The sequence below is a fragment of the Syntrophaceticus schinkii genome (genome assembly GCF_000946815.1).
Taxonomy (GTDB): domain Bacteria; phylum Bacillota; class DSM-12270; order Thermacetogeniales; family Thermacetogeniaceae; genus Syntrophaceticus; species Syntrophaceticus schinkii.
This window is the reverse complement of the sequence record NZ_CDRZ01000230.1, coordinates 1-14914: the sequence shown is the minus strand read 5'-3', so window position 1 is coordinate 14914 and position 14914 is coordinate 1. Positions and strand designations below refer to the sequence as shown.

At 43.7% G+C, this 14914-nt stretch carries 14 protein-coding genes; 9 read left to right on the top strand and 5 right to left on the bottom strand.

Going from position 1 to position 14914, the window contains the following annotated elements:
- From SSCH_RS20205 to SSCH_RS08350, 4 genes are all read right to left on the bottom strand, one after another.
- Positions 1-228 (bottom strand): hypothetical protein (locus tag SSCH_RS20205; RefSeq protein WP_232294312.1); only part of this gene is annotated, 228 nt, incomplete at its 3' end.
- Between the two features lie 102 nt (positions 229-330).
- Positions 331-606: an NAD(P) transhydrogenase subunit alpha part 2 gene (locus tag SSCH_RS08360; protein WP_044665071.1), complete on the bottom strand. Its 276-nt coding sequence runs from the start codon at positions 604-606 to the stop codon at positions 331-333.
- An 8-nt stretch (positions 607-614) separates the two neighbouring features.
- Positions 615-1937 carry an NAD(P)(+) transhydrogenase (Re/Si-specific) subunit beta gene (locus SSCH_RS08355; protein WP_232294311.1) on the bottom strand — a complete coding sequence of 441 codons (1323 nt, stop codon included), beginning with the start codon at positions 1935-1937 and terminating at the stop codon, positions 615-617.
- A gap of 87 nt (positions 1938-2024) precedes the next feature.
- Positions 2025-3200, bottom strand: a complete 1176-nt coding sequence (locus SSCH_RS08350) for an NAD(P) transhydrogenase subunit alpha (RefSeq protein ID WP_044665069.1) — start codon at positions 3198-3200, stop codon at positions 2025-2027.
- A 1427-nt stretch (positions 3201-4627) separates the two neighbouring features.
- On the opposite strand from SSCH_RS08350, the gene SSCH_RS08340 reads away from it, so the two are divergent.
- From SSCH_RS08340 to SSCH_RS08320, 5 genes are all read left to right on the top strand, one after another.
- The gene (locus SSCH_RS08340; protein WP_044665067.1) at positions 4628-5395 is read left to right on the top strand and encodes a branched-chain amino acid ABC transporter permease; all 768 of its coding nucleotides are present in this window, start codon (positions 4628-4630) and stop codon (positions 5393-5395) included.
- Positions 5396-5427: 32 nt separating this feature from the next.
- The gene (locus SSCH_RS08335; RefSeq protein WP_044665066.1) at positions 5428-6441 is read left to right on the top strand and encodes a branched-chain amino acid ABC transporter permease; all 1014 of its coding nucleotides are present in this window, start codon (positions 5428-5430) and stop codon (positions 6439-6441) included.
- A 103-nt stretch (positions 6442-6544) separates the two neighbouring features.
- A complete protein-coding gene (locus SSCH_RS08330; RefSeq protein ID WP_044665065.1) occupies positions 6545-7828 on the top strand; it encodes an ABC transporter substrate-binding protein in 1284 nt (427 codons plus the stop codon).
- A gap of 74 nt (positions 7829-7902) precedes the next feature.
- On the top strand, positions 7903-8619 hold the full coding sequence (locus SSCH_RS08325; protein WP_044665064.1) for an ABC transporter ATP-binding protein: 717 nt from the start codon (positions 7903-7905) through the stop codon (positions 8617-8619).
- A gap of 14 nt (positions 8620-8633) precedes the next feature.
- Positions 8634-9341 (top strand): ABC transporter ATP-binding protein, encoded by a 708-nt coding sequence (locus tag SSCH_RS08320; RefSeq protein ID WP_052835469.1) that lies wholly within the window; start codon positions 8634-8636, stop codon positions 9339-9341.
- A 164-nt stretch (positions 9342-9505) separates the two neighbouring features.
- Here the strand turns inward: SSCH_RS08320 and SSCH_RS08315 are convergent, their stop codons facing one another.
- Positions 9506-10537: an ornithine cyclodeaminase family protein gene (locus SSCH_RS08315; protein ID WP_044665062.1), complete on the bottom strand. Its 1032-nt coding sequence runs from the start codon at positions 10535-10537 to the stop codon at positions 9506-9508.
- 750 nt (positions 10538-11287) lie between these two features.
- Here SSCH_RS08315 and SSCH_RS08310 point away from each other — a divergent pair.
- The 4 genes from SSCH_RS08310 to SSCH_RS08295 all read left to right on the top strand — a co-directional run.
- On the top strand, positions 11288-11914 hold the full coding sequence (locus SSCH_RS08310) for a corrinoid protein (RefSeq protein ID WP_332306916.1): 627 nt from the start codon (positions 11288-11290) through the stop codon (positions 11912-11914).
- A gap of 29 nt (positions 11915-11943) precedes the next feature.
- Positions 11944-13389 carry a trimethylamine methyltransferase family protein gene (locus SSCH_RS08305; RefSeq protein ID WP_044665060.1) on the top strand — a complete coding sequence of 482 codons (1446 nt, stop codon included), beginning with the start codon at positions 11944-11946 and terminating at the stop codon, positions 13387-13389.
- A 138-nt stretch (positions 13390-13527) separates the two neighbouring features.
- Positions 13528-14595, top strand: a complete 1068-nt coding sequence (locus tag SSCH_RS08300) for a ferredoxin oxidoreductase (RefSeq protein WP_044665059.1) — start codon at positions 13528-13530, stop codon at positions 14593-14595.
- Positions 14592-14914: thiamine pyrophosphate-dependent enzyme (locus SSCH_RS08295; RefSeq protein WP_232294310.1), on the top strand; the 323-nt coding region annotated here is incomplete at its 3' end. The genes SSCH_RS08300 and SSCH_RS08295, both read left to right, overlap by 4 nt.

The window sequence follows — 14914 nt, the reverse complement described above, 5'->3', positions numbered from 1 at the left end:
CACAAGAATAACAAGCACCACGTAACTGTTCCTGCTTACCCGTAAGTACCTTTTTTTGTGGTAAATGGTTAAAGAAAAAGGAAAGAAGACGAGCAGCAAACGAAAATCATGAATCAGGATAATTTGGTTCGTTTTAAGCCCAGTGTTTAATGCGAATTTGACAAAAATAGGCAGGATACCAAAGAAAACAGATGATATTACAGTGTATGCTGTGCCTCGCAATTTCATAGTTTTGTGTTCCTTTTATTATTATCTAAGCATCCAGTGCTACGCTCCCCTTTTATAACTGGAAGTACCAGAACAAGTAAAGAATCATCTATCAATTAAGACTTATTTGTCTTTAAACATCTTCAGCATGCGGTCAGTGACTACAAAACCCCCGACCAGGTTAATGGCTGCCAGTGTAATGGCAATAAATCCAAGTGCTTTGTTCCCAGTTGATACTGCAAAGGCAGTAGCGACAAGTGATCCCAGGATGGTAACCCCGGACAGAGCATTCATACCGGACATCAGTGGTGTATGCAGCAAAGCAGGGACATCAGAGATAACTTTATAACCGGCTATTGTGGCTGCAATAAAGATTATTAACAGCACAAGAGGGCTCATTTAGCAGTTCACTCCTTTAGGTCATCAATTATTTGATCCAACGTATCTGCGGCATTACCCAGCATCAAAAGTACATTTGATTGTTCATATAAAGGGTTTGGCACTCCGGAATATCCAGGCTCCAAGTCTTTATTACATACAACAATGTTTTTAGCCTGATCTACCCTCAGAATGGGCATGCCGTAAATGGGTGTTCCCTCCATAGAAATTGCCGCAGGGTTTACCACATCACAGGCACCGATGACCACAGCGGCATCGGTTTCCTTAAACTCGGTGTTGATCTGATCCATTTCCCACAACTGGTCATACGGGACATCTACTTCTGCTAACAGTACATTCATATGGCCGGGCATTCTGCCGGCAACCGGGTGAATGGCAAACTTGACATCTTTGCCCTGTTTCTCCAGCAAATCAAGCAGTCGCTTCACTTGCCCCTGGGCTTGAGCCAGGGCCATTCCATAACCAGGAACAATGATCACATTTTCTGCTTCTTTCATTACAGTTTTTACATCTAGAACAGGAACATCTTTTCTCTCTCCACTGCCAGACGTAGCTTCTATTGACTCTTGTTTCCCATTTATCTGGACGCTTGTAGAACCGCTGAGTACCGCTAATAGAGAACGGTTCATGGCTTTGCACATGATCCCTGTGAGAATAATGCCGGCTGCTCCTACTATAGCTCCTACACCTACAAGCAGGGGGTCAGCGATGGTTAATCCACAGATTGCCCCAGCTAATCCCGAGCAGGAGTTAAGCAGGGAGATGGTGATCGGCATATCCGCGCCTCCTACTCTGATGGAGAAAAGCAAACCAAAAACCAGTGAAATGATGATCACAATCAATGAAATAATGCCAGCCGCTTGTGCGGAACAGAGAGAACCTGCAATTACCAGACAGGTTAGCGCGGTAAGGCATAAAAAGTTGAACAAGTTATGTCCCTTAATAATTACAGGCTGCTGGGAAATCCTCCGGTCAAGCTTTGCCGCAGCAATAATGCTGCCGCTTAAGGTCACACTTCCTACTACTAGAGCTAACTGGCTTGTAAACTTGCTGAACAGTCCTAGCTGTGTATAGCTTTCCAAGACAACAACCAGTGCAACAAACGCTGATGCCCATCCCCCCAGTCCGTTCAGCAGTGCTACCATTTGGGGCATCTGAATCATAGATACCTTAATAGCCATGTAATACCCGATCACCGCCCCAATGAGTATGGCTATCCACAACAATGGCAAATCAATGATCTTGTTGTAAATGAGTACCAGTAGGATAGCTGAAAACATACTGAGCGCCCCCAGGCGGTTTCCTAGAGCTGCTGTTTTGGGAGAACTCATCAGTTTAATTCCTATGAGAATTACAACACAAAATAATAAAGAAATAATCCCGTAGGTGCCCAATCTCTTTACAAACCTCCTATCTTACTAATAATTGTTTATTGCCTCTAAAGCACCGGCGTGTACTATCTGGCCATTTCTGGTTACCAAAGATTTACCGGTGATTTCATCTTCCTGGTCGATCACTAAACTCCCATCCTTGTAGAGATACGCAACAAAGCTGTAAATATTGTTAGCGAACATCCAGGTAGAGCTTACAGGAACCCTGGCAGGGATGTTTTTTGAGCCATCAATAATAATTCCGTTAAATTCTTTAATTTCACCCCCGGCTGATAATAGGCAGTTGCCTCCTTGGTCGATGGCGATATCAACTATAATAGAGCCCGGCTTCATCGTCAGAACCATTTCCTTTGTCAGTAAAACCGGTGCTACCTTTCCGGGGACAAGGGCGGTTAAGATAATGATGTCAGCTTTGCTTACGATGTCTGTGATAGCTTCTCGTTCTTTTGTTAACCACTCTTGCGGTAAATGCCTGGCATACCCTCCTTCAGCAACTGCAATATCTGCTGGAACGCCGGTTTCTATTACTTTTGCTCCCAGGCTTGCGGCCTGTTCCACTGCGTCAGGTCGGATATCTACTGCATGAGTTACTGCACCCAGTCTTTTTGCTGTGGCAATAGCCTGCAGTCCTGCCACTCCTGCACCGATCACGAGAACGGTTGCCGGTCTGATCATTCCTGCGGCTGTACCGATCATCGGAATGAATTTGGGTAAGCGGTCTGCTGCTGAAAGCATTCCTTTGTAACCGGCAACTGTACTCATCGATGTCAATGCATCCATTGACTGCGCCCTGGAGATCCTTGGTACACTGTCCAGGGTAAAACTGATTACTTTCTTTGCTGCCAGGTCTTTTACCATTTGGTGGTTGCAGGGAGCCGCAGGATGGAGGAAGGTTACTAAAACCTGATTTTCATGCATCATGTCAACTTCACGCTTGTTTTCTTGCGAATTAAACAGGGGTTCTTTTACTTTCATAATAATATCCGCTGCGGCATAGGCCTTCTCTGCGCTGCCAACTATTTCTGCTCCGGCGTTTAGATACTCTTCATCACTGATATATGATCCGATTCCTGCGCCCTTCTCAATTAATACTTTTGCGCCTTCTGCAGTTAGTTTTTTAACTGTATCAGGAATAACCGCAACACGCCGTTCACCACTCATCACTTCTTTTGGTACACCGATTTTTAGACCTTTAAACTGCATATCCTTTGCCTCCTTTTGCAAGTTTATTAATAAGAAAAGCCCTGTGGAAGCAGAGCTAATAATAGATTTTACTTACTAATACTAATAAGGGATGCAAGTATAATGCCAGGGGGGGCTTCGTTATTAGTATCGCCCAAAAGTATTTCAAACCGCCGCCAATCTGCATGGTTCCGAAACCCAGTGAGATAGCGACGTCACCAACAAATCATTAGCATCAATAGATATTTGCTGCCGAGATATCAGCATGCAAAATTATTATCATATTAGGTGGCGCCATCAGATAATGAAAACAGAGGCCGTCCGGACATCCGGCATCAGGCCTCTATTTTCACACAGCCATGCTCGGTTTTCCTCTTCCATGGTTAAATTCCATGCAAATGTTTATTTTTCCGTTGTGTGTGTGAACCAATGCACCACAAATCACACCTCTGAAAGCATTTTATTATCCATTTTACTAGGATTTACCGTTGTGGATTCCAAATTTACCAATTCCCGAAATATATGCAACACTTCAATGGGATATCTGCATGCACGATACCTAGCCCTGGCAGATATTCTGCTCGGTACTGCCCTCTTGCCAGTGTTCCTGTTGCGCATGAAGACACATAACCGGCAACTGTACCATCCATTACACTCTGGATATTATTGGCATGCTGACCAGGGTGAAACTGATTACTATCTTTCCTGCCAGGTCTTTTGCCATTTGGTAATTGCAGGGAGTTGCTGGATGGGGTGCAGGATGGCTTCGGTTGCGTGGTTGACCGCTGATTTTTTAGCATGCAAATATTATTGTCTTGCCCTTTCACAGTCCTATTTAAGTGCTTAAGTTTTTGCATGCAAATCAGGCATCATACGGGTTAAATACGGTGTTATCCACCCCATTTGCTTATTCTTCGGTAGTTAAATAGCGTTCAGCATAATAAAATGCTCAGTCATCCTTATATATAGCATGCCTGCCTGCCGCTTCCTGGTTGTTATACCGTATCCCCGACCATAATATGGTTTCTTCAATGGAATCAACCATTCATTAGCTATTACATAATTGGATATCATGCTTTTTTACTGTCATTATTTATAAATGGCCTGAAACACTGTTGGCATGTATTTTGCGATTTATATTTATGACGTCTTTTCATTTTCAGAATATGTAATTGGGTTTCAAAAACAATATCAGAAGGGAGTGGATATGATTGTAATCACTATTGATATTATCAGGACCCGCCAGATCTGCTCATTACTGGCTGTATATGTGTAATGCCACTACGATTGAGGGGGTTAGCAAGAGTGGACGGAGAAATTATCAGAAATATTGTTGAGATTCTTATTACAGGGGTATTTCGAGGTGGGCTGTATTCTCTGATTGCTGTGGGCCTTGCCTGATTTTCGGTGTCATGAATATTAGCAACTTTGCACATGGAGAGTACTACATGTTGGGTGCTTATTTTGGTTTTTTTGCATTCACATCTCTCCATCTTGGCCCCATTGGTTGCATTTTAGTCGCCGGCCTGGGAACTTTCCTGGTGGGTTATCTAACAGAAAAGCTCGTTTTCCTTCAAATGCGGAAGTATGGACGCGGGGATTGGGTGATGAACACCTTCCTTGTAACTGTAGGAATATCTGTTGTTTTGCAAAATTTGGCTAAACTTTTATGGACTGCTAATTATCGCGGCATCCCTGCACTGTGGGGGGGAGTTGCCAAGATTGGGACTTTAACTATTGCTGTTGACCGCGTCATGGCATTGGTTATTGCAGTGATTGCCATTGCTTTTTTATGGTTTTTCCTGGAGAAGACAAAAGTTGGCAGAGCAATCCGGGCAGTGTCACAGAATGAAGCAGGCGCAATGTTGTTAGGTATTAACTTAAAAAACATCTACGCCTTAACACTGGCAGTTGGCTGTGCGATGGCCGGTATCGCCGGTGCTTGCTTGCTTTCGGTTACCCCTGCTTATCCCACGGTTGGCTTAGTGCCTCTTTATAAAGCATGGTTTGTTGTTATTTTGGTAGGCATGGGCAATGTTGAGGGAAGTATTGTCGGGGGTTTGCTCGTTGGCTTATTAGAAACTGTTTCCTACTATTTTCTTGGAGCTGGCTGGCAGGATTCAGTAAGCCTATTAGTTATTGCCCTGATTCTTCTCTTTAAACCAAGCGGGCTATTTGGCGGTAAAGCGGGCGTACAGACAGCCTGGGAAAGATAGACTAAAGCAATATTGCGGAAGGAGTGCGAGTTATGCCAGAGCAAAACTCTAAAGTATGGAGGACACTGCAGCAGTATGGATTTACGCCTATTGCGATAGTCGCCTTTGTCCTGATGTTCTTGGTTCCATTTGTTGTTCATGACGAATTTCTCTTGCGCTTGCTCATTGTTGGTCTCATTTATGCCTGTTTGGCTATGGGATTTGACTTTACGGCAGGCTTTATCAATATTGTTAATTTCGGTTATGCTGCTTTTATGGGATTGGGTGCTTATACCTCAGCGATCCTGGCGGTGAAATTCGGTTTATCCCCTTTTATTGGGTTTCTGGTTGCCCCACTGGTTACTGCTGTTGCAGGTCTGCTCACAGGTTTACTAACCTTGCGCCTGAGGGGTATTTTTGCGGCTGTATTTACCTGGTTTGTCGGGTTGGCATTAATGTCTGTTTGTGCTAACTGGGTTTCTTTAACAAAAGGCCATAACGGATTGAGTGTCCCCTATTTATTCAGCGATCCCAGCAACAAACCTTACTACTTTGTAATAGCGCTATTGTGCTTGATCACCTGGGTGATTATGAACCGCTTTGCCCGCGGCCATGCAGGCTTAACCTATAAAGCAATCGGTGATGACATGAATGCTGCCATGGCAGCGGGGATTAACCCAACTAAAGTAAAAGTAATCAATTTCACTGTATCTTGTTTTATCGCCGGTTTAGCAGGAGCATTTTATGCTCATTTTGTTGGCGTTTTGACACCAAAGGTTATGCATACCAGTAATACAATTGAAGTTATGGCAATGGCATATTTGGGTGGACGCGGCAGCATCTGGGGAGGTTTTCTCGCTGCAATTGTGTTTATTCCCCTCCTCGAGTATCTGAAATTTCTGGCTGAGTACCGATTAATCATATACGGCATCTTGCTTGTAGCAGTAATGATTTTTTACCCGGATGGTTTTAGTGGTTTTGTTACCAATAAACTGAAGAAAACCAAGTTTGGTATATTTTGCCGTAATCTGTTGCAAAAATTGTCTCCGGTCAAGGCAAAATCATAATTTAAATTTCTACGGCAAGATGAAAGGAGGGGGAGTTTTCAGCATTTTTTAAGATGGGGGTTTTTAAGTACATAAAATTTGCAGAATGGAGGTTTCTAGCTTTATGAAGAAAACAATCAAATTAAGAAAATTAGTTGTCTTATTGGTTGTTATCACCATGCTGAGCACAATAGCATTTGGGTGCAAGAGCGATGACACTGATGATGAAAATGTTCTGACTGTCGGTGTACTGGGACCTATGACAGGCCCGGGTGCGCATGTGGGTGAGCAATTTAAAGCTGTTTGTGAGATGGAATTCGAAAAGATCGATTATAAGGTTGGCCCATATAAAATTAAATTAAAGTATATTGATGATGAGTCAAACCCGGAAAAAGCCACCAGAACGTATGAAGAAGCTATTGTTAAAGACAAAATACAGTGTGGTATTTTGGGTTGGAACAGTGAAGTATCTCTTGCGGTAATGGATGTCGTAGCCAAGTACCAGATTCCTCACTTCTATTCGTTGTCTACAACAAAAGTAATCAATGAGAAAGCTTTAAGCGACCCTGATAAATATAAAGTATATGTCGCCAAATGGTGGGCCTCCCCCGGCAAAACAATGATGGGATACGCTGAGGCAATTAACCTGGCAATTGAAAATGGCACTTGGAGCCCCAATAAAAAAGTACTCGGTGTCTATGGTGTAGATAATGACTGGGGTAGAGACTTTGGAGAAGAAGCCATTAAAGTATTTAAAGATTATGGCTGGGAAATCGTTGGCCCCGAGTTTACCCCGATGGGAGAAACCGATTTCTATCCACTGCTTAAGAAATTTAAGGATAATGGTGCAACACTTCTCATCGGAACTTGCGCTGATCCCGCCGCGGTTTCCTCTTTTTGCAAGCAGGCAGATGAGCTGGGGGTACCTGCGATAAGGATTCTCGACGGTTTGGGATGGTTTGGTGACTGGTACCAGCTTACCGGGGATTCTGCAAATTACGTATTAGACTTAATTCCGCAATGGACAAAACCTGAAGCTAAAGAGTTCCGAGATAATTTTAAAGATCGCTTTGGCTATGAACCTGGCCCCAGTAACGCCGGTTTAGCTTATGATGCTGTCTGTTTCTTCATTGAAAACCTTCAGGATTGTTATGATAAATACGGCAAGTTAGATAAAGAAACTCTGTTAAAATACGCAACTGAGGAAGTACAGACCGGAAAAGTATCTTTTACGAACGGCATTTTAATGGATGAGTACGTGTTTACAGATGAAACTTGGCCAGATCCTGAAGTGGGCGTTACAAAGTATTTTATCCCTGTTATCCAATATTTCGAAGGTAAAGGGACGGTTATTTGGCCAGAGGAATACAAACAAGCAGATATTGTAGTTCCTGACTATGCTAAATAATTAAATTTTCAGGAGAGCCTGTTCTTCCTACAAGGGCAGGCTCTCCATCAACTTCAAAAGAACAGGGTGATAAAATGCTTAAAATACAAAATGTTACGAAAAGATTCGGCGGATTGGTTGCCTTAAAAGATGTTTCTTTTGAACTGAATGAAGGTGAAATACTGGCAATTATCGGCCCCAATGGGGCTGGCAAAACAACACTGATTAATGTTATTTCAGGTTTTCTACAGCCAGAAGAAGGAAGTGTAATATTCAAAGGTACGGATATAACCTCAATGCCACCCTATGAGATTCGGAAACACGGTATAGCTCGAACCTTTCAAATTGTACGCAGTTTCCCACGCCTCACTGTTTTTGAAAACGTTGTTCTGGGTGCCTTATACGGGGGGCTTCAGCTGACGGAAAAGGAAGCAATAGAGAGAACATATGAAGCACTGGAATTTGTTGATTTCCCAGCCGCTCCTGATACTGTGGCGAGAGATTTAAATACAATCCAACTCAAACTTGTTGCATTAGCAACAGCACTGGCCGGGGGCTGTGACTTGCTGTTATTAGATGAAGTTGCAGCTGGATTAACAACTGCAGAATTAACCGATGTTGTAGATCTTATCCATAAGTTGCAAGAGCGCGGGATAACCATTGTATTGATTGAGCATTTAATGAAACTCGTATTTGGCGTAGCGAACAGGATTGTGGTTTTAGATTTTGGTGAAAAAATAGCCGAGGGAAAACCTAGCGAGATTCGTAAACACCCTAAGGTTATTGAGGCATATTTGGGTGATAAATACTAAGGAGGATGGACGCCTTGCTCGATGTAAAAAATATTAATTGTGGCTATGGGAGCTTGCAGATCCTCTGGGATGTTTCTTTGAATGTCAGCGAGGGTGAGATTGTTTGCATACTAGGGCCAAATGGTGCTGGAAAAACAACACTGTTGAATTCTATTATGAATCTTCTTTCTATTTGGGATGGGACGGTTTCTTTTCAAGGTAACGAAATAACCGGTGTTGATACAAGTAATATTGCTCGCATGGGTGTGGGCTATGTTCCTGAGGGTAAATATCTTTTCGAGGCCCTAAGCGTTTATGAAAATTTACTGTTAGGTGCATATACAGTTAGTGACCAGAACGAAATCAAAAAGAGAATTGAAAGAGTATATAGCCTTTTTCCAAGATTGGCTGAAAGAAAAAAGCAGGCGTCAGGAACATTAAGCGGTGGGGAGCGACAGATGTTGGCCATCGGGCGTGCCTTGATGAGCGAACCGACACTGCTGATGCTTGATGAACCATCGATGGGATTATCCCCTAAAAACACGATGCTGGTCATGGATGCCGTTGCCACGCTGCACCAGGAACAGGGTGTAAGTGTCCTTATTGTAGAGCAAAATGTTAAAGCAGCCCTGGATATTTCCAACAGAGGTTATATTATTGAACATGGCCGTATTAGTTACAGCGGTGAAAAGAAAGATATTCTCGAAAGTAAGGAGATACAGGAAGCATACCTTGGGGTTTAATTTAATTGCCGTAATTAATAATCAGTGGCTTAGTTGAAAGCTATTCAGCTAAGGAAGTTAAAGAGGGACCAGGAATTATTCTGGTCCCTCTTTAATGTAGTGAAAGATGCAAAAAATATTGCATAAAACTTGTTTGCTGAAAATATTCTTGCACCATTTTAATATTACAGGGGTAACTTTCTCCCGATATTGTTCTCCAAAGCACGGTCCAGTACTTCTCTAGCGACAACAACATCACACACTGACATTCCGATATTGCTGCATACGATTAACTCATCCTTTGATTCTCTACCAGCTTTAAGTCCTGCAAGCACTTCTCCGGTTTCACATGTAATCTCAGGCAGTCCGTCAGGGAAATATCCCATGCTGGCAAACATTTCGTGTTCATCGATACTATCAACAATGTATTTGTCAGCTTTTTGAGGAATTACCGGATCCCAGAATGTGTTGAGGTCACAGGGTAAAATTGTTTGGCCTTTGGAAACCCAATCATATTTAACCGCAGACAGAGTTTCTTGAATAATAATTGTTGCCGAGCTTAGAACCTCGCATTTTTTGGCTACTTCTTCAGGGTCTTCACACTTAATGATCTCAACATCGATTTTTGGCTGAACTTCTTTAATCAGATTATCCATGGTCTCCGGATTAATGTCGTTGACGTAAATCTTCTTGAGGTTTTTAAGTGTATGTACTATGAATTTGCAGTGTTCAATACCCTGTACACCACAGCCGAACATACCAAAGGTTTCTGCATCAGGGTGCAGTGCACCGGCAGCTAATACTGTAACCGCGGGTGTTCTCATGGCAGTAATCCAAGTACCGTCCATAATTGCAATAGGACAGCCTGACAATATATCATTCAATACTATTAAACCTGTTGTCTGAGGCAAATTAAATTTACTGGGGTTGTTCGGGTAGCATTCGACCCACTTCATGCCGCATGCAAGTTCAGAGGGCACATAAGCGGGCATTGCATGGTAGAATACCTCCTTGAAGGGATGCACCCCAACCTTTGCCGGCATTTCATAGTCCTTTTTGCCGTGAGCAATCAAAGCATTGTTTGTAAGATTTAAGATGTCTTTTTCAGATAGTTTGGTAGCAAGCACTTCATCCAGTGTCAGATACCATAATTCCTTCCCAATGTTGATTTTGCTTGAAACCCACTCCCGGTCTTTCTCCATAGTCTTGAGCATCATAACTCCTCCTTTTTTGTGTTTTGGTAGCCTAGCTGCAGCAACTTCTAAAACATTTAAAACATCTCATTACAAATCATTATAAAAACCCCGTGTAATCAAACTCTTGTTCCCTAAAATCACCTCTTTTGAGAATTTATTCACCGCATAACTCTTACTTAGATTTGTAAGAGCAAAATTTATGCCAGACATCATGAGTGCCTACCATAACGGAATGTTTTGGTAATATGTATCCCAAAATCAATAAAATGCTTGAATAAGGGCTATTTCATGCGATCAGAACAGTTGTTGATGTTCGACTGCTGATCATTCTCGCATAGGAAGGTGAACATATTCTGCCTTTCTAAACCCCTTAACCTGCCAAAATGCTTGCATGCTAACAATGTTGCATTGGCGGTAGCACAGTAACTGTCTTTTTTTTCTGGATAAGTGCCCATAGTTTTGCGCTTCGGCAGTAAGATGAGATGGATAAACCGATAAAAACCACCAAATAAGTTGATATTTCAAGGAAAAATACCGATAAGGAAATTGGCACATAACTTGCAACTGTATAAAAGCAAAGGAAATATGGTTGCCAACCTAGCTAAAATGGCAACAATTCAAAACTTCTTTTTAAGACATTTTGTCTGGTTTTACTTGTATAGGGTAGCCAGGAGGTGGTTGATGAGCAGTAATTTACGCAAAAGGCATCAGTAAAAGCATCAGTACAAAGCTCAAACTCTATTAAAAAAAATTGTACATGGAGGTATGAACATGTTAAATGAAGTTGCTAGTGCAGTTCAGGCTTGCGATGAGGAGCGGGTAAAGGGTGCAGTTGAGCGTGCACTGCAGGCAAATGCCGAGCCTCTTGAGGTTATCGATAACGGATTAATTGCGGGAATGAATGTTGTTGGGAAAAAGTTTCGGGAAGGCGATGTGTTTGTACCGGAAGTTTTGATGGCAGCAGAAGCAATGAGAGCCGGAATGGAAATTATTAAGCCAAAGCTGATGGGGAAAGAAATTCCAACCATTGGTACAGCAATAGTTGGTACAGTTGAAGGTGACCTGCATGATATCGGGAAAAACCTGGTAATCATGATGCTGGAAATCGGCGGCTTCAAGGTAGTCGACCTGGGAATTGATATTACACCTGATCAGTTTGTTAATGCAGCGAAAGAGAACAATGCGATACTGGTAGGCATGTCTGCACTGTTAACCACTACCATGATGAAGATGAAAGATACCATCGATGCTTTAGAAGAAGCAGGGGTCCGCAAAGGTGTTAAGGTAATTATCGGCGGTGCTCCGGTTTCCCAGGACTTTGCCGATGACATCGGTGCAGATGGATATGCTCCAGATGCGGCAACAGCTGCAGAATTAGCAAAAAACTTGGTTGCTTAAAACTTCATCATTAGGAGGGGGAAATATTTATGAAAAAGCGCAGTAATTATAATGTCAATGAAACTTTACAGTTTAGTGTTTTTACTGAATCCCAGTGTCAAGAGATCCACAACGCAACATTAGAGGTAATGGAGAATGTTGGGGCTATCATCTATGATGAGGAAGCCATTGAGATCCTCAAAAAGGGCGGCGCCTATGTTGATGGCAACAGGGTGCGCTTTCCTTCAGCCCTGGTTGAGTGGGCTATCAGAACTGCTCCTTCCAGGATCGTGCTCTGTGACAGAAACGGTAGCAGAAAGGTATTCTTGGAGGACCACAAGACCTATTTTGGCCCCGGTCCAACCAACACATACACCCTTGATCCATATACAGGCGAGAAACGCTTCCCCAAGATTAGCGATACCTATAGAGCCGCCAAGGTAATGGATTCCCTACCGAACATTGACTTTCAGATGGATATGGGGACACCGCGTGATGTTCCTACAGATGTGGCTGATGTCTACCTGCTCGAAGCAATGCTGACCAACTCCACGAAGCCAATCGTGCACTGGGGATACAACGCCAAAAACTACCAGACAATGGTTGACATGTGTGTTGCCATTGCTGGAAGTTTACAAGAGCTGCAGAAAAACCCCTTTATCTGCCTGTACTCCGAGCCTAGTTCACCCTTTTCACACTCACAAGACGCAATCCAAAAGATGATCTTCATGGCTCGCAATTACCTGCCAGTTATCTATACACCAGCGCCGAGTTGTGGAGGGACCGCTCCGGCAACACTGGCCGGCAACATTGTGGTTTCCAACGCAGAATGCCTTGCGGGATTGGTTGTCTGCCAATTGGTAAGAGAGGGTGCCCCGTTTATTATGGGTGGTGTTCCATCTATCCTGGATATGAAGAGCATGATTTTGAGCTATGGTGCTCCTGAGTTTGATCTCATCCATGCCGGATTTACCGACATTGCACACTACTACAAGATCCCAATGTTCTCCACAGCGGGATGCACAGACTCCAAAGCAGTAGATGAGCAGGCAGCAATCGAGGCAACCAGTTCATGCTTGATGGCCGCACTGAGCGGTGCCAACCTTATTCATGATATTGGGTACATGGAATATGGTGCAACCAGCTCACTGGAACTTCTTGTAATGGACAATGACATTATCGGCCATATCCGCCGGATTGTTGAAGGAATTAAGGTTAACGAAGATACCCTGGCAGTCGATGTAATCAAAGCTGTAGGTCCTGGCAACCAGTTCCTGACACAACGTCATACCTTTGAACATTTCAAAAATGAGACTTGGACTCCCAGCCTGATCAACCGCCAGCGTTATGACCACTGGGTAAATGATGGCAAGCTTACACTTGGCGAAGCTGTTAAGATCAAGACAAAAGAGATTATTGAAAACCATGAACCAGAAAAACTCCCAGCTGATGTTCAAGCCAAGATCGGAGAAATTGTCGCCAATTCAAATAAATAGTTTCCACTATTAAAAACAGGTAAATAGGAAAGGGGGGCCAAAAGCTAAGGCCCCTTTCTCCATACTCTTTTTGTGGGGGGTGTATATTAACATTGAAATTGGAAAAAAAACCGATCACAGGAGAAACAAAAGGTATTTATGACTGGTAATGAGGCAGTTGCCTGGGCAGCCCTGGCGGCGGGTTCGGAAATAATGTACGGTTATCCAATTACTCCGCAGAACGAAATCATGCAGTATTGGACCCGGCTGGCGCCTAAATACAGTAAGAAATTTCTCCAGACCGAGGATGAACTATCTGCTGGGTTTACCACTATCGGTGGAGTGCTTACCGGAAAGAAAGCGTTTACAGCCACTGCTGGTCCAGGTAATGTGCTGATGCAGGAACCCATGTCTATGGCTGAGGCGATGCGTATCCCGGTAGTAGTGGTGGTACAGCAGCGCGGCGGCCCCTCCACTGCTACGGTGATCTATTCTCAACAGGAGGTTACCCTAACCTGTTTTGGAGGAAATGGTGAGGGTTTGCGGGTTGTTTATTCTACTTCTTCCCACCAGGAACTTTTTGATTACACTATCAAGGCTTTTAATTCTGCCTGGAAATATCGCTTTCCCACCTTTGTTTTGGCCGACGGCTACCAGGCTAAGATGCGTGAATCCCTGGTGATCTATGATCCAGCAGAACGAGGGATCGAAATGGTGCCTGCAGAAGCGTTTGTGGGAAAACCGGGCACACCCGGTGAGGATCGCCCACCTACACATCTCCGCAACACCTATAATGTTGAGGAAGAACTGCTGGACGTTTTAAGCAAGGATATCGAAGAATATGAAGCTATGTCATCGAAAATCATCGAATATGAGGAGTATAACACAGATAATTCTGATATATTGGTTATCGCCCACGGGATAGTCTTTCGCTCAGCGGCAATGTCGGTGAAGGAACTGGCAGCTGAAGGAAAACAAGTTGGCTATTTTCGCCCTGTCACCTTGAGACCCTTCCCGCAGGAGCAACTGCGACGTGCAGCAGAGAAAGCAAAGATGCTTTTGGTGGTGGAGTCAGCCTACGGCCAGTTGCTGAAGATTGTCAAGAATAACATCTACGGTCTGAATATCCCGGTGGCCACCTTGCTGCGCCCTGGTGTAGGGATAACTCCAGAGGAGATCAGCGTCAAGTGCAGGGAACTGCTGGCTGGAGAGGGGGTACAGAGATGATGGAAAAGATGCCGAAAATGCCGAAAAGCTGGAACTCAGAGACCAAACCACATAAGTTCTGCCCTGGGTGTGGGCACGGGCTTGTCCTGAAAGCACTGGGACAGGTAATTGACGAACTGGGGATTCAGGACAGAGTTGTTTTTGGCTGTGACATCGGATGTTCTCTCCTTTCCTGGGATTTTTTCAATGTAGACACTGTTCAGACACACCATGGAAGAACGACACCGGTGATGGTGGGAATCAAAAGAGCAAACCCAGACCTGATCGTCATTGCTTATATGGGAGATGGGGCGGTTATGGCTATTGCGTCCAGCCACGT

What these genes read in the sequence shown, in the direction of transcription:
- SSCH_RS08310 (WP_332306916.1), top strand. Translation starts at nt 11,288, where the DNA reads ATGTTAAATGAAGTTGCTAGTGCAGTTCAGGCTTGCGATGAGGAGCGG.
- SSCH_RS08330 (WP_044665065.1), top strand. Translation starts at nt 6,545, where the DNA reads ATGAAGAAAACAATCAAATTAAGAAAATTAGTTGTCTTATTGGTTGTT.
- SSCH_RS08305 (WP_044665060.1), top strand. Translation starts at nt 11,944, where the DNA reads ATGAAAAAGCGCAGTAATTATAATGTCAATGAAACTTTACAGTTTAGT.
- SSCH_RS08340 (WP_044665067.1), top strand. Translation starts at nt 4,628, where the DNA reads ATGTTGGGTGCTTATTTTGGTTTTTTTGCATTCACATCTCTCCATCTT.
- SSCH_RS08360 (WP_044665071.1), bottom strand. Translation starts at nt 606, where the DNA reads ATGAGCCCTCTTGTGCTGTTAATAATCTTTATTGCAGCCACAATAGCC.
- SSCH_RS08325 (WP_044665064.1), top strand. Translation starts at nt 7,903, where the DNA reads ATGCTTAAAATACAAAATGTTACGAAAAGATTCGGCGGATTGGTTGCC.
- SSCH_RS08300 (WP_044665059.1), top strand. Translation starts at nt 13,528, where the DNA reads ATGACTGGTAATGAGGCAGTTGCCTGGGCAGCCCTGGCGGCGGGTTCG.
- SSCH_RS08315 (WP_044665062.1), bottom strand. Translation starts at nt 10,537, where the DNA reads ATGATGCTCAAGACTATGGAGAAAGACCGGGAGTGGGTTTCAAGCAAA.
- SSCH_RS08350 (WP_044665069.1), bottom strand. Translation starts at nt 3,200, where the DNA reads ATGCAGTTTAAAGGTCTAAAAATCGGTGTACCAAAAGAAGTGATGAGT.
- SSCH_RS08355 (WP_232294311.1), bottom strand. Translation starts at nt 1,937, where the DNA reads ATGAGTTCTCCCAAAACAGCAGCTCTAGGAAACCGCCTGGGGGCGCTC.
- SSCH_RS08335 (WP_044665066.1), top strand. Translation starts at nt 5,428, where the DNA reads ATGCCAGAGCAAAACTCTAAAGTATGGAGGACACTGCAGCAGTATGGA.